19 protein-coding genes and 2 pseudogenes are annotated in these 17,140 nt (G+C 59.4%); 11 read left to right on the top strand and 10 right to left on the bottom strand.

Features of this window, described 5'->3' with window-relative positions; translation table 11 throughout:
- Nucleotides 1-60 precede the first annotated feature (60 nt).
- Nucleotides 61-681 carry an AhpA/YtjB family protein gene (locus tag ACTG2O_RS00425; protein WP_005340472.1) on the bottom strand — a complete coding sequence of 207 codons (621 nt, stop codon included), beginning with the start codon at nucleotides 679-681 and terminating at the stop codon, nucleotides 61-63.
- Nucleotides 682-801: 120 nt separating this feature from the next.
- Here ACTG2O_RS00425 and serB point away from each other — a divergent pair, with 120 nt between their 5' ends.
- Nucleotides 802-1,812 carry a phosphoserine phosphatase SerB gene (serB, locus tag ACTG2O_RS00420; protein ID WP_439975206.1) on the top strand — a complete coding sequence of 337 codons (1,011 nt, stop codon included), beginning with the start codon at nucleotides 802-804 and terminating at the stop codon, nucleotides 1,810-1,812.
- A 28-nt stretch (nucleotides 1,813-1,840) separates the two neighbouring features.
- Nucleotides 1,841-2,746, top strand: coding sequence for an alpha/beta hydrolase family protein (locus tag ACTG2O_RS00415; protein ID WP_439975205.1), 906 nt, complete (start codon nucleotides 1,841-1,843; stop codon nucleotides 2,744-2,746).
- Nucleotides 2,747-2,800: 54 nt separating this feature from the next.
- On the opposite strand, the gene ACTG2O_RS00410 is transcribed toward ACTG2O_RS00415, so the two are convergent.
- Nucleotides 2,801-5,179, bottom strand: coding sequence for a PilZ domain-containing protein (locus ACTG2O_RS00410; RefSeq protein WP_439975204.1), 2,379 nt, complete (start codon nucleotides 5,177-5,179; stop codon nucleotides 2,801-2,803).
- A gap of 100 nt (nucleotides 5,180-5,279) precedes the next feature.
- Between ACTG2O_RS00410 and radA the strand changes: the two are divergent.
- Nucleotides 5,280-6,646, top strand: a pseudogene (gene radA / locus ACTG2O_RS00405) (DNA repair protein RadA).
- Between the two features lie 81 nt (nucleotides 6,647-6,727).
- Here the strand turns inward: radA and ACTG2O_RS00400 are convergent.
- Nucleotides 6,728-7,108, bottom strand: coding sequence for a PilZ domain-containing protein (locus ACTG2O_RS00400; RefSeq protein WP_005340482.1), 381 nt, complete (start codon nucleotides 7,106-7,108; stop codon nucleotides 6,728-6,730).
- Between the two features lie 100 nt (nucleotides 7,109-7,208).
- Nucleotides 7,209-7,691: an Rsd/AlgQ family anti-sigma factor gene (locus ACTG2O_RS00395; protein WP_005348975.1), complete on the bottom strand. Its 483-nt coding sequence runs from the start codon at nucleotides 7,689-7,691 to the stop codon at nucleotides 7,209-7,211.
- A gap of 337 nt (nucleotides 7,692-8,028) precedes the next feature.
- On the opposite strand from ACTG2O_RS00395, the gene hupA reads away from it, so the two are divergent.
- Nucleotides 8,029-8,301 (top strand): nucleoid-associated protein HU-alpha, encoded by a 273-nt coding sequence (gene hupA, locus ACTG2O_RS00390; protein WP_005340484.1) that lies wholly within the window; start codon nucleotides 8,029-8,031, stop codon nucleotides 8,299-8,301.
- Between the two features lie 128 nt (nucleotides 8,302-8,429).
- On the opposite strand, the gene ACTG2O_RS00385 is transcribed toward hupA, so the two are convergent.
- From ACTG2O_RS00385 to ACTG2O_RS00375, 3 genes and pseudogenes are all read right to left on the bottom strand, one after another.
- A complete protein-coding gene (locus tag ACTG2O_RS00385; RefSeq protein WP_042084388.1) occupies nucleotides 8,430-8,873 on the bottom strand; it encodes a PACE efflux transporter in 444 nt (147 codons plus the stop codon).
- 163 nt (nucleotides 8,874-9,036) lie between these two features.
- Nucleotides 9,037-9,894, bottom strand: coding sequence for a hypothetical protein (locus ACTG2O_RS00380; RefSeq protein WP_279464313.1), 858 nt, complete (start codon nucleotides 9,892-9,894; stop codon nucleotides 9,037-9,039).
- A gap of 111 nt (nucleotides 9,895-10,005) precedes the next feature.
- Nucleotides 10,006-11,230: pseudogene (locus tag ACTG2O_RS00375) on the bottom strand (Nramp family divalent metal transporter).
- Nucleotides 11,231-11,467: 237 nt separating this feature from the next.
- Between ACTG2O_RS00375 and rpsF the strand changes: the two are divergent.
- The 4 genes from rpsF to ACTG2O_RS00355 all read left to right on the top strand — a co-directional run bounded on the left by rpsF (nucleotide 11,468) and on the right by ACTG2O_RS00355 (nucleotide 13,456).
- Nucleotides 11,468-11,854: a 30S ribosomal protein S6 gene (gene rpsF, locus ACTG2O_RS00370; protein WP_005308887.1), complete on the top strand. Its 387-nt coding sequence runs from the start codon at nucleotides 11,468-11,470 to the stop codon at nucleotides 11,852-11,854.
- Between the two features lie 30 nt (nucleotides 11,855-11,884).
- Nucleotides 11,885-12,115, top strand: coding sequence for a 30S ribosomal protein S18 (gene rpsR / locus ACTG2O_RS00365; protein ID WP_005308890.1), 231 nt, complete (start codon nucleotides 11,885-11,887; stop codon nucleotides 12,113-12,115).
- Between the two features lie 52 nt (nucleotides 12,116-12,167).
- Entirely contained in the window at nucleotides 12,168-12,614 is a 447-nt protein-coding gene (gene rplI / locus ACTG2O_RS00360) for a 50S ribosomal protein L9 (protein WP_005340490.1), read from the top strand.
- A 101-nt stretch (nucleotides 12,615-12,715) separates the two neighbouring features.
- The gene (locus ACTG2O_RS00355) at nucleotides 12,716-13,456 is read left to right on the top strand and encodes a ferredoxin--NADP reductase (protein ID WP_439975203.1); all 741 of its coding nucleotides are present in this window, start codon (nucleotides 12,716-12,718) and stop codon (nucleotides 13,454-13,456) included.
- A gap of 51 nt (nucleotides 13,457-13,507) precedes the next feature.
- Here ACTG2O_RS00355 and ACTG2O_RS00350 read toward each other — a convergent pair whose 3' ends face one another.
- Both ACTG2O_RS00350 and ACTG2O_RS00345 read right to left on the bottom strand, forming a co-directional pair.
- Nucleotides 13,508-13,858 carry a hypothetical protein gene (locus ACTG2O_RS00350; protein ID WP_162507950.1) on the bottom strand — a complete coding sequence of 117 codons (351 nt, stop codon included), beginning with the start codon at nucleotides 13,856-13,858 and terminating at the stop codon, nucleotides 13,508-13,510.
- A 19-nt stretch (nucleotides 13,859-13,877) separates the two neighbouring features.
- Nucleotides 13,878-14,174: a hypothetical protein gene (locus ACTG2O_RS00345; protein WP_021229026.1), complete on the bottom strand. Its 297-nt coding sequence runs from the start codon at nucleotides 14,172-14,174 to the stop codon at nucleotides 13,878-13,880.
- 254 nt (nucleotides 14,175-14,428) lie between these two features.
- Between ACTG2O_RS00345 and ACTG2O_RS00340 the strand changes: the two genes are divergently transcribed.
- Nucleotides 14,429-15,439: a Preprotein translocase subunit SecY gene (locus ACTG2O_RS00340; RefSeq protein ID WP_159158184.1), complete on the top strand. Its 1,011-nt coding sequence runs from the start codon at nucleotides 14,429-14,431 to the stop codon at nucleotides 15,437-15,439.
- A 54-nt stretch (nucleotides 15,440-15,493) separates the two neighbouring features.
- Here ACTG2O_RS00340 and ACTG2O_RS00335 read toward each other — a convergent pair whose 3' ends face one another.
- On the bottom strand, nucleotides 15,494-15,661 hold the full coding sequence (locus tag ACTG2O_RS00335) for a hypothetical protein (protein ID WP_005308905.1): 168 nt from the start codon (nucleotides 15,659-15,661) through the stop codon (nucleotides 15,494-15,496).
- Nucleotides 15,662-15,717: 56 nt separating this feature from the next.
- Here ACTG2O_RS00335 and ACTG2O_RS00330 point away from each other — a divergent pair, with 56 nt between their 5' ends.
- Together ACTG2O_RS00330 and ACTG2O_RS00325 are read left to right on the top strand one after the other, a co-directional pair.
- Nucleotides 15,718-16,695 (top strand): NADP-dependent oxidoreductase, encoded by a 978-nt coding sequence (locus ACTG2O_RS00330; protein WP_439975202.1) that lies wholly within the window; start codon nucleotides 15,718-15,720, stop codon nucleotides 16,693-16,695.
- The gene (locus tag ACTG2O_RS00325; RefSeq protein ID WP_005348990.1) at nucleotides 16,692-17,129 is read left to right on the top strand and encodes a YqaA family protein; all 438 of its coding nucleotides are present in this window, start codon (nucleotides 16,692-16,694) and stop codon (nucleotides 17,127-17,129) included. Before ACTG2O_RS00330 ends, ACTG2O_RS00325 begins: the two co-directional genes overlap by 4 nt.
- Nucleotides 17,130-17,140 lie beyond the last annotated feature (11 nt).

The following is a 17,140-nucleotide window of genomic DNA, read 5'->3' as shown; positions in this document are numbered from 1 at the left end:
GCGAATAAGAAACGGCGGCCTTCTGGCCGCCGTTTTTGTATCTGCTCTCTGGTTGCGCCATCAGTTTTCCGGTGGCGGCGAGGGTGGGGTACTCTTTTTCTTGTGCTTGCGTACCCGCATGTAGTTGCGGCGCACGCCGTAGGAGATGAGCACCCCGGCCAGCAGGGCGACCAGCAGCATCAGCCGCTGTTTCTCCTGCACCACCTTGAGCCGGGTGTCCTTGTCTGCCAGCATCTGCTGCTCTTCCAGGGTGATTCGCAGGAAGCCGATGGTCTGCTCGCCATCCCGGATCTCCTGTACGAACTGGATCCGCCCCTTGCCCTGCTCCGGCAGTGACTTGTTATCGCTGCCGATGGGCAGCAGGCTCTCCAGCGGCACCGCCTGCTCAGACTGGGCGAGGGGAATGCCGCGTCCGTCGTAGAGGGTGGCATCGAGGATCTCCGGCTCCGCCGCCAGATCCCGCGCCAGCCGCTCCAGTTCGCTGCTCTTCTCCTCCTTGATCCAGCGTTTCATGTCGCGGGCGGCATAGGCGACCAGCGCCTGTGCCCGGTTGCGCGCTTCGCTGTGCAGCGAGGCCTGGCTTTCACCCTGCATATGGATGAGCACACCGAGCACCCAGCATCCGAGCAGGATACCGGCACCCAGGCTGAGAACACGTTTGATGGGAAGATGACGCTGCAAGCGCGAGACCTCATGGTAACAAGGAGTGGCGGGATCTTGGCGCTTGCCTGTACAAAAAGCAATACGCTACTCTGGGCCTGCACTGTTAACCCCCTGATCACCAAGGAAGGCGTATCCCTTATGTTGTTGTCCCGGCTCCCCCCTCTGTTATCCGATTGGCCCGCGTTGTTGTCCGGCTCACCCTGTTGGCAGCTCCACGCAGATGCGTTGCAACCGACAGAGACTCCGCAGGCTGGCGGCTGGTTGGTGCTGTTTGGCAAGGGGCTGGGCGCCTCCCATCTGGCGCGTCTGTCGCTACTGTTGGCTGCGCAGGAGTTGGCGGCCACCCTCTATCCTCCCACCGAGGTGGCGGGCGTGCCGTTGCTGCTGCTTGGCTGCGATCGCTTCTCTTCCGAGCTGGTGGCCGAGCTCAAGAGCGGTGAGTGGGAGATCGATCTCTGCCATCTGCCAGCGCTACCGACCCTGAACGAGCCCGGCCTGCTGGTGATGGACATGGACTCCACCGCGATCCGCATCGAGTGTATAGACGAGATTGCCCGGCTTGCCGGGGTTGGCGAGCAGGTAGCTGCAGTGACGGCCGCGGCGATGCAGGGCAAGCTGGAGTTTTCCGACAGCCTGCGCAATCGGGTTGCCCTGCTGGCAGGGGCGCCGGTCACCATTCTCGACGAGGTGGCGGCATGGATGCCCTGGATGCCGGGCTTGCAGCTGATGGTCGATACCCTCAAACAGGCGGGGTGGCGTGTTGCCATCGCCTCCGGCGGTTTTACCCGTTTTGCTGGCCAGTTGCAGCGCGAGCTGGGGCTCGATGCCATCTTCGCCAACGAGCTGGCGGTGGAGGGGGGCCAGCTGACCGGCAAGGTGAGCGGGCGCATCGTTGATGCCAGCGTCAAGGCCGAGGTGTTGCAGCAGCTGGCTCAGGAGTACGGCATTGCTGCCGACCAGACCGTGGCCATCGGCGATGGTGCCAACGATCTCAAAATGATGGGGGTCGCGGGCCTTGGCATCGCCATTCACGCCAAACCGCTGGTGCGGGCGCAGGCGGCGGCCACCCTCAATCATCACGATCTGGAGGGGGTGATCTGCCTGCTGGCGGCGCGGGCCTGCAGCGAGCAACGCTGGGACAAGCGCTAACAGTGTTTCAAGGAGGAAACCAATAAAAATGGAATTGTTGCAGCAGTCTCTGTTTATCCCCTGTGGTGGCCATCAATTGCATGTTCGCCACATCAAACCCCGGGTCGCCGTGCATGGCGAGCCGATCCTGATGGTGCACGGCGCCATCGAGAACGGGCGGATCTTCTATACCGAATCGGGCAAGGGGTTGGCCTGCTTTCTGGCCCGCCACGGTTATCAGGTCTATGTGGCTGATTTGCGGGGGCGGGGGCTCAGCACTCCTGCCATCGCCGAGCAGGCGGAGCACGGTCAGCATGAGCTGATCACCGAGGATCTGCCCGCCCTGCACCGCTGGATTGCCGAGCGCCATCATGGCTTCAAGGTGCACTGGGTGGCCCACTCCTGGGGGGGGGTCATCATGGCCTCGACCCTGGTGCGCTTCCCCGAGTTGGCGGATCAGGTGGCCAGCCTGCTGTTTTTTGGCACCAAGCGCGGTGTGTCGGTGCACAATCCCGAGCGCTGGCTGAAGGTGGATCTGATCTGGAATCGGCTGGCCCCCTGGCTGGCTCGCCGCCGTGGTTTTCTGGCGGCTCGCAATCTGAAGATCGGTGCTGACGACGAGCCGCTGCGCTATCTGCAGGAGACCATCCCCTGGGTCAAGTGCGGCCCTTGGCAGGATCCTCACGACGGTTTTGCCTATGACGAGGCGGCGGCACGGGTCAACTGGCCACCGCTCTGGATGATTTCGGCCAAGGCGGACAAGGTGCTGGGCCACCCGACCGATGTGCGCCGCTTCAGCGACGAGATGGGTTCGGCCACGCGTCACACTCGATTGGGGAAGGACAACGGTAACCGCCTCGATTATGACCACATCAATATGCTTACCGCCCCGCAGGCCCAGGAGGATCACTTCCCCCAGATCCTCGACTGGCTGCTCAACCCGCAGGCGGCATGACAAAAAACAGGGCGCATCAAGCGCCCTGTTTCATTTTTGTCTGTTTCCGGATCATCAGTTCAGTGGTGGCGTGATGCCAAAGCGGAACAGGGTGGCCTGGGTGGTATCGGTCAGTTCGCCCACCCCCACCACGCTCCACAGCTCCTCTTCCAGCTTGCGTGCCTTGTGGATGGCAAACTTGGCGATGTAGTCCAGCTCGTTGGCGATGAAGTTGGTGTCGGGCCGTCCGGTACGGGAGATGCCGACCAGCACCGAGTAGAACTCCCCCTGTTGCTGCGCCAGCTCGATGAACTGACGCTTCTCTTTGACATTGGCAAAGCTGCTGGCCAGTCGGCTGCTGAAGATGGGCAGGCCGGCCTTGGTCTGGATGCTGGCGATATAGACCTCGTCTTCTCTCGGTTTGTCCTCCCGCTCGATGGCACGTAGCGGGTTCATCAGCAGCTCCTTGAGCAGCTCCCCCTGAAACAGCGGGTAGAGGTTCTCCTGCTCCGGCAGCTCGGCACAGGCTTGCAGCAGCCGCTGCAGACTGCGTGGTTGCAGAGACTTGCCGATGGAGGCCGGTTTGGGCGCGCCTTTCAGCTTGTTGACATAGACCGGCGAGTTGAACAGGTGGTGGGTGTAGATGTTGCGCAGTGCCCGCGCCAGCCCACGATAGCGGCGCTGCTCCTGCGCCGCCTTGAGCTTGTTCTGGTTGCTCTCGATCAGCAGGCTGAAGAATTGGCGGCCGGTATGGCGATCCGAATCCCCTTCGATGCAGAGGTGCAGCACGGTGCGGGTCATGTTGAGGCTGACCAGCCTGTAGGAGAGGCGCTGCAGATCCATGCTCTTGGAGAGCTCCTGCAAGCGGGGCAGGGCGATGGTCACCACATCGTTCTTCTCGCCGATAAAGGCATCTTCCAGCTCGATTTGCAGGCCGTGAGTCGAGATGTCGCGGGTCCAGCCGATCCAGGATTTGCCGTTGTGATGGATGGCGACCGCGGTCTTGTGGATGTAGCGTGACTCCTTGCGCAGCTGAACATAGTGCAGGGTCTCGATCTCGAAGGGGGCAACCCCCTGCTCGTGACCAAAGCGTTGCAGCTCGTTGGCGTTGTTGCTGACCCCTTCCTGATGGAACTCTTCCCGCTGGGACTCCAGGCCGATCTCCTGCAGCAGGCCGCAATAGCCGATCTGCTTGAGCCGCTCGAGCAGCAGGATATCTTGCAACTGCGGGTTGTCCTGCCCCTGCAGTTGTCCCACATCCGCTTCGACCAGATCGCATGCCTCCAGCGCGAACTTGTAGACACGCCAGCTGGGGCGGCGCGAGCCCACCTGGAAGAAGAGGGCGGTGAGGCCACTCTGGCGCAGCTCCTCGGCGGTGGCGGAGAAGAAGTAGATGTGGCTGCGCACCGTGTGGGTAAAGCAGTAGATGATGGTCTCGGTGGTGGTGCCGGGGGCTGGGCAAAGCCGTTTCATCCGCTCTGCGCTGAAAAGCCCCGCGAGGGCATCGCGGTTTTTCTCATCGCGCCAATACTCCAGCAGGTGCTGGTTGTTTTCCGTACGCAGGGCAATCTCGAGATTGGGGCTGTCGCCGGTGCCGAAGAAGAGCGGCATACCGGTCATCCGCGGCAGGTAGAACTGCTCATACCCTTTGATGATGGCGGCGGAGAGCAGATAGTCGACGCTGACCCGATAGCGGATCTTGTTGGCATCGATAAAGTCGCTGAGGAAGGCATCAAAGGCTGGCTGTTCGCCGGAGCGCACCAGCCGCAGCCAGTATTTCCCCTCTTTGCTCTCTTCTCCGAGGATCTGATAGCCGACCGGCTGGTGCAGCACCGGATTAGGGGTGTCCCGCTCCAGTCCGGTAAAGAAGACCTCTACCTGGGCGCCGGTGTGATAGCTCGGCAGATAGGGGACCGAGACCCGCATGCCACCCAGCGAGAGATCGGAACTCTTGGCGAACAGCTTCTCACCATCCTGAAACTTGATCAGCACCGGCGAGCTGAAGTGCATCCGCTCCTGACGGCGGCCATAGTAGCTGGCAAAGGCAATGGTGTTGACATCATATTGCCGGAAGGGGCTGGCCGGGGGAGACAGCTGACCATCCACACTGGCGTTGTGGTGCTGCTTTTGCCACTGTTGCAGCGCCTCGTAGACACCGAGGGTATAGATATCGCGGTAGAGATAGCACTGGGACTGGAACAGGGCAATCGCATCGGCGGGCATGAAGTGAGTGATGCCGTCGAACTCATGCACCAGGCACTCATCCTCTAGCTCATCGCGCATGTCGATGACCCTGCGGCAGGGGGAGCACTTGCGCTTGAGCTCCATCTTGATCAGAAAACGGCTGTTGCTGTTTTCCTCCTGAGTCATGCGGTTGAAGATCTCCTCGAAATCTTTCTCCCGCAGCAAGGGGACGAGTTGTTCAATCAGATGTTGCTGGTGTTCTGAATCCATTTGTTCCTGCCACGGAAAGTCACTTTTCCGATTCTGGGTTTGATCTGTCGGTCGCAAACAAGTATATCAAGCAGGAATTCATCCTGTCCCCGAGTTATCAATGGCCAAAAATAAAACTGCTTATGTTTGTTCCGAATGTGGTGCCGACTTCACACGCTGGCAAGGTCAATGCAGCGAGTGCAAGGAGTGGAATACCATTACCGAGGTGCGCCTTGGCTCGGTGAGCCCCGCTGGCAAGAGTGCCCGTTACACCGGTTATGCCGGCGCGGTCGGCAGTCAGGTACAGACACTGGCAGAGATCGCCACTACCGAAATTCCCCGTTTTACCTCAGGTTTCAAGGAGTTGGATCGGGTGCTTGGTGGCGGTGTGGTGCCCGGATCGGCCATTCTGATCGGCGGCAACCCGGGGGCGGGCAAGTCGACCTTGCTGCTGCAGACCATGTGTGGTCTCGCTGAACGGATGAAAACCCTCTATGTCACCGGCGAGGAGTCGCTCCAGCAAGTCGCGATGCGGGCCAACCGCCTTGGGCTACCCACCGACAAGCTGCGGATGCTCTCCGAGACCAGCGTCGAGCAGATCTGCCTGATTGCCCAGCAGGAGCAGCCGCAGATCATGGTGATTGACTCCATTCAGGTGATGCATGTGGCGGATGTGCAATCGTCCCCCGGTTCTGTCTCACAGGTGCGCGAAGCGGCTGCGTTGCTGACCCGCTACGCCAAGCAGAATCATGTGGCCATCTTCATGGTGGGCCATGTGACCAAGGATGGCAGTCTGGCGGGCCCCAAGGTGCTTGAGCATTGCATCGACTGCTCTGTGCTGCTCGATGGCGGTCATGACTCCCGTTTTCGGACTCTGCGCTCTCACAAGAACCGCTTCGGTGCGGTCAACGAGCTGGGGGTCTTTGCCATGACTGAACAGGGGATGCGCGAGGTGAGCAACCCCTCCGCCATCTTCCTCAGCCGGGGGCAGGAGCAGGCGCCCGGTTCCATCGTCATGGTGATCTGGGAGGGCACCCGACCGCTGCTGGTGAGTTGCAGGCGCTGGTGGACTACTCCCAGCTCTCCAACCCGCGCAGGGTGGCGGTGGGGATGGATCACAACAGGCTCGCCATGTTGCTGGCGGTGCTGCACCGTCACGGCGGGTTGCAGATGGCAGATCAGGATGTCTTCATCAACGTGGTTGGCGGGGTCAAGGTCGAGGAGACCAGCGCGGATCTGGCGCTGCTGCTGGCGATGGTCTCCAGCTTCCGGGATCAGGCGCTGCCCAAGGATCTGGTGGTCTTTGGCGAAGTGGGCCTTTCCGGTGAGATTCGTCCGGTTCCGTCCGGTCAGGAGCGGTTGCAGGAGGCGGCCAAGCACGGTTTTCGTCGCGCCATCGTGCCGCACGCCAATGCCCCCAAGCATCCCATCGAAGGGATGGAAGTGGTGCCGGTCAAGAAGCTGTCCGAGGCACTCGAGGCGCTGTAATCCCTCAGCATTGCAATCGATACAACAGCACAACGGAAAAAGAGCGCCTCGGCGCTCTTTTTTATGGGCTGGAACCTGCCATCAGGGCTGGCTATGTTCCAGATGTTCGCTCAGCAGTTGTTCCAGCTCGCGGTGGAGCAGCTCTTCGTCGCCGACGTTAAGCTCGATCATCCGCTTGAGATGGGTGGCGCTGTCGATATCGATGTGGTGGCAGTAGAAACCCAGCTTCTTGCTTGCTTCGTGGGTCAGCTCGACCTGCATTTTGATCTCGATATCGCTACCGCTCAGGATAAAGCTGAGCTGGTACTCCTTGTTGTCACGGCTCTCCCAGTCGTCAGGGCGGATCAGCAGGGCTCCCTGCAAGGAGACGTCGACAAGCTGGGTCTGCCACTTCTGTTCCCCCTGGGTGAGTTCTGCCATGGTCAAGTAGAGGATCCGTGCAAAACGGCGGCGCTCAGACATGCTCATCTCCTGTATGCAATAAGTGTGGACGCTAGGGTCATTGCTCTGAGTGTAATCCACCTTGGTTGCCAGTATCTTGAACTTGCTCCGAAAATGGCATTCAGGCTTGCTGGGTACTCAAGGATTCCACCACATGAAGCGCCTTAACCAGGCGGTCTTCCTGTTTGAACCGCTCTTCAAGAACCGGACCCAACTCGTTGAGATCATCATCCAGTAGCAGTAATTGGGCCTCGTCGGCATCACTGTATTTGTCGTTGAACTCGAGGGCGAATTCAGTGCTGTTACGAATATGGGGATAGATGCGCTTGGCCAGCTCCAGTGTTTCGCCGCTGGCTTGCTCGAAGGCGGTGACGACGTGGTGGTAGATTTCGAAATGGCCCGCGCTGACATAGTCGACCAGCCGGTCGCAAAACTGATGCAGCTCTTCTGTTTTGGGCAGGCTGCGTTGCTTGGTCCGCGCCGGAGTGAGGCCTGCCAGCTGCATGTATCCGACCAGCAACGCTTGCCTTGCATCCAGCCAGTCGTCGATAGCCTTATGCTTGCCTGCCAGCGCCTGCTTGGTCTGTTCCAGTTTCGTCAACATAATCCCTATCCCTCCGTGGGGCAAAGGCTGGCCGATTGTTCGGTATTCCGAGCCGTTTGAGCAGTGACACAACCTATAACTAGGGAAAATCTGGGCAAGCGTCAATAGCCATGGGGGGATAATGTTAAGTGGCGAAGAAATAGTCAGCGGATTGTGTCTGCGTGCTAGCAGGTTTCAGGCCTGCTCACGGTTTTTCGCGTGTGGAATGTGACTATTTCCGCAGATCTTGATGAAAACCCCAGCGTTTGACGCGTTCGGCTCGATAAAGGCTTTGCCTGTGCGTTTTTTTTTGCATAGAGTGACCCAGCGCTAAATGCCCGATCATAAAGGAAATGTTATGAACAAAGCTCAACTTGTCGATGCGATTGCCGCCAAAGCAGATCTGAGCAAAGCTCAGGCCAAAGTGGCTCTGGAAGAGATCATCAATGGTATTACCCAGAGCTTGAAAGAAGGCGATGCTGTGCAACTGGTCGGTTTTGGCACCTTCAAGGTCACCCACCGCGCAGGCCGCACCGGTCGTAACCCGCAAACTGGTAAAGAGATCCAGATTGCTGCTGCCAACGTGCCTTCATTCGTGGCTGGCAAGGCTCTGAAAGACGCCGTCAAGTAAGTCCGAAAGTCTGTTTTGTCCAATGCCAGTCAGCTTGCTGACTGGCATTGTTTTTATGGGATTATCCCATCCTTCCTAGTTAGTCCTTCCTGACTTTTCCTTCTGTCGGCCTCGTTGCGGCTGAGGCCTTATGCCGTCTGCGGGTTGGATGGCAGCGGCCAGATCCGCTCATAGGCCCAGGTAAAGAACATGATGTAGACGAGGTAGAAGGCGACGAAACCGAGATCCAGCATCAGGGCGTCCCACACTCCCAAATCGAGCCAGAACATGACGCAGGGGAGGGAGAGCATCATAAAGCTCGCTTCATAGCCAAACGCGTGCAGGAAGCGGTCCAGTGGTCGCTTGTTGGTGCGCCCGCAAAGTTTGAGCAACCCCTTGTCGAACAACAGGTTCCAGCCATAGGTCCAGGCGGTGGCGACGATGGAGAAGAAGATGGCCAGCGAACCGACCTCTGCGACGCCCTGACCGAACAGCTGGCTGATCAGCGGTGCGACCAGTGCCAGCCCGATGCCTTCGTAGAGAACCAGATAACGAAGTCGATCCGGGGTGGTGCGTAGTTGGGTACTACTCATGGGTGATGTGCCTCCTGTGGGAGGCGCATTCTAATCAGGGAGTGGTTAAAAGAGAAGCATCGGCCCGTCATGACGGGCGTTGAGGGGCATGATGATGCGCCCTCTTTGCGATACTTCTCTATTGCCAACTTGGGCGTTAGCCCTGAGTGGTCAAGTCTGCGACTCAGGCGTCGGTTGGCGTGACCCGGGTCAGCATGGCAAAGCCCTCTTCCACTTGAGTGAGCTTTACCTTGACCTCTCCCAACTCGGCGAGCGAGGCAACATGGGTGCCACCACAGGGAATGGTCACCTCCTGGCCTTCCAGCATGCAGTGCCAGTAACGGGAATCGATGATCGCCTCGCCAGCGCGGCTGCGGCGGATCTCGCCTCCGGCTGCAATCCAGTCGGCCAGCTGCTGGTTAACCTTCTCTTCAATCAGCGCCAGATCTGCCAGCAGCGCCTCGCTGTTGACCCCTTTCTTGCGCAGGCTCTTGCCGATGCGGTACTGCTCCCGCGATCCACAAGGCTCGACCCGAGAGCTTTGAATAGCCAGGCGGTCGAAGTCGGGCTGGCCCAGTGCATCACGCTCGCTTACCTCCTTGCGCCAGTAGGGGATGAGAGCCCGGTTGAGAGCGAGCGCCGCCAGATGGCAGCCGCTATGGCCTAGACTCAGGGCGTGGCGGGCAGCGCTATCCACTTGTAATTCGACCTGGCTGCCAACGGCCAGCGCGTGGTCACCGGTCAGCGGATGCACCACCACGAAACGCCACCCCTCAGCGCCCCGTTTGACCGGAATGGCAGTATCGACGAACAGCTCGCCATCCGGGCTGATGGCCCCCATTCGGCAAGGGCCAATGGTTGCTTCGCCCCCTTCCCAGCGAACATGGCCCACATCCCCCGGCTGATCGGGCCAGAGGTGGCTCTGGGGATGAAAGGGGGTGAGGTCGGTGACCAGCAGCGTGGTGTCACCGCGCTGGCAGCAGACCACGCTGGCCTGCTCCTGATGATGGCCCAGTACGAAGCTGGCTCGGGTATGTTCCATGGCAAGACTCCCGCAACGATAAATGAGAAGAGAAAGCGGCAGCATACGCCAAAGTACGAAAGGGCTCATTAACCAGTGTTAATGAGCCCCTCTTCTCGGTTTTACGGTTCGCTAGATCATGGCGACCAGCAGATAGGCGTTGAGGCCAATCACCAGTGCAACGATAAGGCGGCCGATGGCTTGTGTGACCGGATGGTTGCGATGTTGCCCCATCAGCGCCCGATCGCCGGTCAGCATCAACAGCGGGATCAGGGCCAGCGCGATGCCAAAGCTCAGGATCACCTGACTCAACACCAGAATTTCGGTGGTGTTGAGCCCCATGGCGATTACCACGAAGGCGGGAGCCATGGTGATGGCGCGACGCAGCCAGAGCGGGATGGTAAAGCGGACAAAGCCCTGCATCACCACTTGCCCGGCCAGGGTGCCCACCACGGTAGAGCTGATACCGGAGGCGACCAGCGAGAGGCCAAACAGGGTGGCTGCCGCCTGACCCAGCAGTGGAGTGAGGGTCTGGTAGGCGGATTCCAGCTCGGCCACCTGCTGGTGGCCCGAGCTGTGGAACGCAGCGGCCGCCATCGCCATCATCGCCAGATTGACGAAGCCGGCGATGGTCATGGCAATCGCCACATCGACCCGGGTGGTGTGCAGCCGCTGGCTGACCGAGCCCTGATCCTGCGTGTGCTGGGTCAGTGCCGAGTGCAGGTAGATAACGTGGGGCATCACGGTGGCACCGAGCACACCGGCGGCCAGATAGACGGCATCGCTGTTGGGCAAACCGGGGAAGAGGGCCCCTTCCAGCAGGCTGGGTAGATGGGGGCGGGAGAAGATCAGTTCGACGATGTAGGCCGCCGCGACAAACAACAGCAGGCCGCCGACCACGAACTCCAGCGGTTTCTGGCCACGGGATTGCAACATCAGGATCCCCCAGGTCACCACGGCGGTGATGCAGGCCCCTTCAAGCAAGGTCACGCCAAGCAGCAGCTTGAAGCCGACTGCGGCGCCGATAAATTCGGCGAGATCGGTGGCCATGGCGATGATCTCTGCCTGCACCCAGTAGGCCCAGACCGCCGGTTTTGGCAGTCGGTCGCGGATGTGCTCCGCTAGATTCTTGCCGGTGACGATACCGAGTTTGGCCGAGAGGGTTTGCACCAGCATGGCCATCAGATTGGCCCATACCACCACCCAGAGCAGTTGGTAGCCAAAGGTAGAGCCCGCCTGAATATTGGTGGCGAAGTTGCCCGGGTCGATATAGCCGATGGCGGCGATAAAGGCAGGCCCGAGCAGGGTCAGTTTGAATTTGCGGGCTGGAATCGTCAGTCGTCAGTGCGGGTTGCATGGCATCACCCTCCATAAGGATATGGAGAGAGAATAGATCTAAGTGATAATCATTATCAATTGTTGTTTCTGATGATTTCCATCGGGAAAAACATTTAAGGCGGTCAGTTGCAGTGAGGGATGTGATTTCGTACAATACGCCGCCCTAGAAAAGCAGCGACTAAACACCTTTATGTTCCTTGCCTCCGAGGTCTGGCTGCACCTGGGCGGAGGCTGAATTAATCCGTAAGGAGCTAAAATGCGTCATTACGAAATCGTCTTCATGGTTCATCCGGACCAGAGCGAGCAAGTTCCCGGCATGATCGAGCGTTACACCGGCGCCATCACCACCTCCGGTGGTACCATTCATCGCCTGGAAGATTGGGGCCGTCGTCAGCTGGCTTACCCGATCGACAAACTGCACAAAGCCCACTACGTTCTGATGAACGTAGAAGCAGAGCAAGCTGTTATCGATGAGCTGGAAACCAACTTCCGCTTCAACGATGCCGTTATCCGCAACATGATCATGCGCACCAAGCACGCCGTGACTGAAGTTTCTCCGATGGCCAAGGCCAAAGAAGAGCGCTTCACCCGTCGTGACGACGAGCGCCGCGAAGAAGCTACTGAAGCTGCTTCCGAAGAGTAATTCTGGATCACTGACTAGAGGATAAAGGCCATGGCACGTTATTTCCGTCGTCGTAAGTTCTGCCGCTTCACCGCCGAGAACGTTACCGAGATCGACTACAAAGATATCGTTACTCTGAAAAACTACATCACTGAATCTGGCAAGATCGTACCGAGCCGTATCACCGGTACCCGCGCCAAGTATCAGCGTCAGCTGGCACGCGCCATCAAGCGTGCTCGTTACCTGGCTCTGCTGCCGTACACCGATCTGCACAACAAGTAAGAATCGGCCCGGCACTTAAGCCTAACTCAACGAAATTTATAGAGGAAAGGTAATGCAAGTTATCCTGCTCGACAAAATCGCCAAACTGGGCGGTCTGGGTGACCAAGTTTCCGTGAAATCTGGTTATGCCCGTAACTACCTGATCCCGCAAGGCAAAGCTGTTATGGCCACCAAGGCCAACATCGAAGCTTTCGGTGCTCGTCGCGCTGAGCTGGAAGCCAAACTGGCTGCCAACAAAGCTGCTGCTGAAGAGCGTGCTGCCAAGCTGGCCGAACTGGCTACCGTGGTTATCGCTTCCAAGTCTGGCGACGAAGGCAAGCTGTTCGGTTCCATCGGTACCCGTGATGTGGCTGAAGCCATCACTGCTGCTGGCGTAGCCGTTGCCAAGAGCGAAGTCCGCATGGGCAACGTTCTGCGTAACACCGGTGACTACGAAGTTGCTGTTCAGCTGCACGCTGACGTTAAAGCAACCGTACAGATCCAGGTTGTTGCCCTGTAATAGCGATTCGCTTTTGCAGAGAAAACCCGCGCTTTTGCGCGGGTTTTTTATTTTCCGGCCCGGGGGTAGAGTGAAGGTCTGTTCCACTGGAGGAGATCTTTATGGCTTGGGTAGAAGGTCGCGTCATCGAACGCATCGAATGGACACCCACTCTGTTCTCCCTGCGGGTAGCGGCCGAGCTGGCTCCCTACAAGGCAGGCCAATTCACCAAGCTGGCCCTCGAGCAGGGTGATCGCCGCATTCAGCGTGCCTACTCCTTCGTCAATCCCCCCTCTGCGCCATATCACGAGTTCTATTTGGTCGAGATCCCGAGCGGTGAGCTGACTCCGTCCCTCGGCTCGCTGCAAGCGGGCGATACCCTGCTGGTGCAATCCCAGGCCACCGGCTTTCTGACGCTGGATGAGGTGCCCGCCGGGCGCGATCTCTGGCTGCTCTCGACCGGTACTGCCATCGGCCCCTTCCTCTCCATGCTGGCCGATGGGGAAGCCTTCAACCGTTTCGAGAATCTGGTGCTGGTGCATGGGGTACGTAAAGGCGAGGAGCTGAGCTATCAGGATTTGATCGCCAGCTTTGCCGAGCAATATGGCGCGCGTTTCCGCTATGTCCCCTTTGTCAGCCGCGAGCCCTGGCCCGATACAATGGCAGGGCGGATCCCGGCGGCGATTGCCAATGGTCAGCTACAGGCGCGGGTGGGGTTGGAGTTCTCACCCGAGCTGAGTCAGGTGCTGATCTGCGGCAATCCGGAGATGGTGAAAGAGACCCAGCAGACCTTGCTGGCGCTGGGGTTGGCCAAGAATCTGCGGCGGGCGCCGGGCAATATCAGTGCGGAGAATTATTGGTAAAACAATCAGCACAGGGGCGCCATGCCCCTGCTGCATAAGGAAAGGGGGCGGTCAGTTTTTCTTGCCGTTACCCTTGTTTTTATCCTTCTGTTTGTCGTGACCTTGCCCGGGGTTATTGCCGCTGTGGATGCTGCGGTTGTAGTGATCCCGGTACTTGCCATCCATCTTGTCGCAGTTGAGTTTGATCCGGCTGTCGCCAATGCCAAGATCCAGACAGTTGTCCTGCCACCAGTCGTACTCTTTGTCATCCCAGTCGAGATTGATCTTGATGTCATCACCGGAGATCTTGATGCCATCGCTATTTTTGCTTGGCGGTGCCGCAACCGCGATGCCATGTGCCATCAGCAGGGAGAGCAGCAGGGCGCCACGCTGGATAACGGGGTTGTGTTTGGCTTGGGTCATCGCAAGGGTACTCCTGTCGTTATTGGCCACTCTGCGAGTTGGCAGGGATCTGGTTGGTTTGCGGCGGCTGGTTGCGGTTCTCTTCATCTTCCAGATTGAATTTGACCGCCCTGCAGTCGGCCGGGGCGGTTTCGCCGACCCCCAAGTCGAGACAGTCGTTCTGGGTCCAGCCGAACTGCTTGTCATCCCAGTCCAGATTGAATTTAAGCTCATCGACGGAGAATTCGGAGCCACTGCTCTCTTGATATTGCTGGGTCGCTGCGGCGCTGCCGGTAACCAGAAGAAGGGAGAGTAGCAAAGTGGTCTTACTGTTCATGATGGCCTCGGATAATTGCAACGGTGGATGAGTGTACAGACCGGAGCTGAACCCGGGCGGAACTGTTCCCCATCTCACTACATGATCAAGTCAGGGAGGGATTGTATCGCTTTTCTGCTGCCGATTTGTCCGTTTTGGTCGCACTCTGGGCAGCTGGTTGCCAATCTGAAGAAATTCAGTCATTTGCCCTTCTCTGGGCGAGTCTGGCGACTATAATCGGCAGCCAACTTTTCCTGCACAGCCCCCCCTTCATCATGACCACACAGGACTCCTCTACATTGCGCTACCCCAAGGGGTGGTTTGCTCTGACGACGGTATACAGTTTCACCGGGTTGGCTATTCTGGCCTCCATTATCTTCTCCCTGCTGCTGTTCCTCTCCATCGATGACAATCCGCTGATGAAGTGGCTGTTCGGCGGCTTGGCCATCATCTTCGAGCTGGGCAAGTTTTACGTCTGGTACGAGTACGGCGAGCGCAAGGCGCGGCGGGATTTAAGTGGCGCTTTCTGGTCGCTGTTGTTTTACAGCGTGCTGGCGGCCATCTCCATCGGCGGCAGTATTGGTGGCATCAACAGCGCCACCAACACGGTACTGAGCCAACAGGCACGCCACGAACGGGAACTGGCCCGTTTCGACGAGCAGATCGCCAGCATCGAGCGGCAGATCCAGCTCAACGAGGAGGCGGCCCGCAAATACATCGAGCTGGAGCGCATTTCCAGTGGCGTCTCCTCGTTGCAGCATGCCAACACCAAGCTGCGCTTGCAGCAGGATGAGCTGCGTCAGCAGCGCGATGCCAAGCCGGTCAACGAACAATCCTCCATGTTGGGGCTGATGAGCAGTCTGGCGGACGGGGTGGGGATGAGCATCAGTCAGGTGCAGTTCCTGCTGGTCTGCTTCCTCTCGGTGTTGCTCGATGTGTTCGGTGCCTTTTTCGTCAGTCTGATCGGCGAGGAGAACCGCTTTCGCCGGATGTGGCGCTGGCAGCAGGATCAAGCTCGCAGAGAGGCGCAGGAGGCGTTGGCGATGGCGGCCCAGCCCGAGCCCATGCTGCCGCCCGAGCCCGCCCCCGAGGTGCTGGCGCAGGTGCGCGGTGCGCTGGTGAGCGGTGAGCTCAAGTGCAGCAAGCGCTCGGTGGCACAGGCGTTGTCACTCTCGCTGGAGGAGGTGGATCGGGTGTTCCACCATCTGCTGTCGCAAGGGGTGTTGGGGCAGGGGAGCAATCGCCACTACTACCTCAATCCGGCGCTGGAGCAGCAACCCGGATAGTGAGAAGGCCACCGGAACGCGGTGGCCTTTTTCGTTATCGAGTGGCTGTGGCACTCAGTGAGTCAGCACCATCATCAGGCTGAGGAAGGCTGCCAGTCCGCCACCGATGCCGATGATCCAGTAAAACCCCTTGGCCCCCTGTTTGAGCGGGATGCGGAAGTAGAGCAGAAACGCCCACCACCCCAGTGCCAGCAACAGAGGAATAAGAAACATTCGAGCCATGGTGTCCTCGCTGTTATTCTGTTGACCCTTGATCAATCAACAGGATGGATTGTGCAATGACGCAACTACAGATTACCGCATTCGGTGACCCCTCGGTACTCAAGCTCAACCCTTCCCTCGATAAGGTGCCAGCCGATGGCGAAGTGCGGGTACGCATCTGCTTTGCGGGGGTCAACCCCATCGATGCCAAAACCCGCGCAGGTCTCGGCTGGGCGGCGGCCCAGAACAAGGACAAGCTGCCCTGGACACCGGGTTATGACATCTCCGGCGTGGTAGAGAAGGTGGGCCCCGGCGTGACCTTGCTGGTCGAGGGGGATCGGGTGTGCGGCATGGTCGGTTTTCCCCTTACCGCCGGTGGCTACGGGGAGTCTGTGGTGGCAAGCGAGAGCGAGCTGGTCAAGCTCGACGGGGTGAGCCTGCAGCAGGGGGCGGCGCTGCCGCTGGCCGGTCTCACCGCCTGGCAGGGGCTGCTTGAGCACGGTGGCCTCAAGAGCGGTCAGCGGGTCTTGATCCTCGCCGGTGCCGGTGGGGTCGGCCATCTTGCGGTGCAGTTTGCCAGCGCCTATGGTGCCGAGGTGGTGGCTACCGCCAGCCCGGACAACCATGGCTTCCTGCACGCACTGGGGGCGCGCTGGATGGTGGATTACCATGATGCGAACTGGCCAGCACGGGTGGTGGCAGAGGCCGGCCAGGTCGATCTGGTGCTGGATCTGGTAGGCGGCGAGAGCGGCAAGGCGGCGTTGGCCTGCGTCAAGCCGGGGGGCCGCTTGGTGACTGTGCCTACCATTACCGCCCAGCAGATCAAGGATGCTGGGGCTGCGGCGGGGATCGAGGTGGTCGGCATGCTGGTGCACCCCGACCAGAAGCAGCTGGGGCAGATGTTGATGCTGCTGCGTCAGGGGGAGGTGAAGGTTACCCTCGCCGGTGAATTCCCCCTGGCCGAGGGGGCGCTGGCCCATCAGGCCATCGAAGGGGGCCATGTGCACGGCAAGCTGCTGCTGCGGATGCCTGCGGCCGACGGCTATCCCGGATGAGCGAGATGATGGAGATGGGGCTGGGGTGGCTCTTTTTAAGCGCCTTTACCTCCGCCACCCTGCTGCCCGGCAGCTCCGAAGTGCTGCTGGGGGCTATGGCGGCCAAGGGGGAGTGGAGTATGGCGAGCCTGCTGCTGTGGGCGACGCTGGGCAATACCCTCGGCTCCATGACTACTTGGTGGCTCGGCTGGCTCGCCACCTTCAAGAAAAAACCGGAAGATTTTCAAGGCCGTGGGGAACAAAAAGCCTTAGGCTGGCTCAAACAACATGGTCACTGGTGTCTGCTGCTTGCCTGGACGCCGGTGGTCGGTGATGGTCTCTGTCTGTTGGCCGGTTGGCTGCGCCTCTCCTTCTGGCGCTCTCTCATTTTGATCGGGCTCGGCAAATTGTTCCGTTATGCCCTGGTTTTTCTGCTGGCCAGTCACATTTTCTAGCCTGTTTTTGT

It is taken from the genome of Aeromonas sp. 61P, from assembly GCF_051919545.1.
Lineage (GTDB): Bacteria > Pseudomonadota > Gammaproteobacteria > Enterobacterales > Aeromonadaceae > Aeromonas > Aeromonas veronii.
Note: the sequence above shows the minus strand (reverse complement) of the source record. Positions and strands in the feature narration are given on the sequence as shown.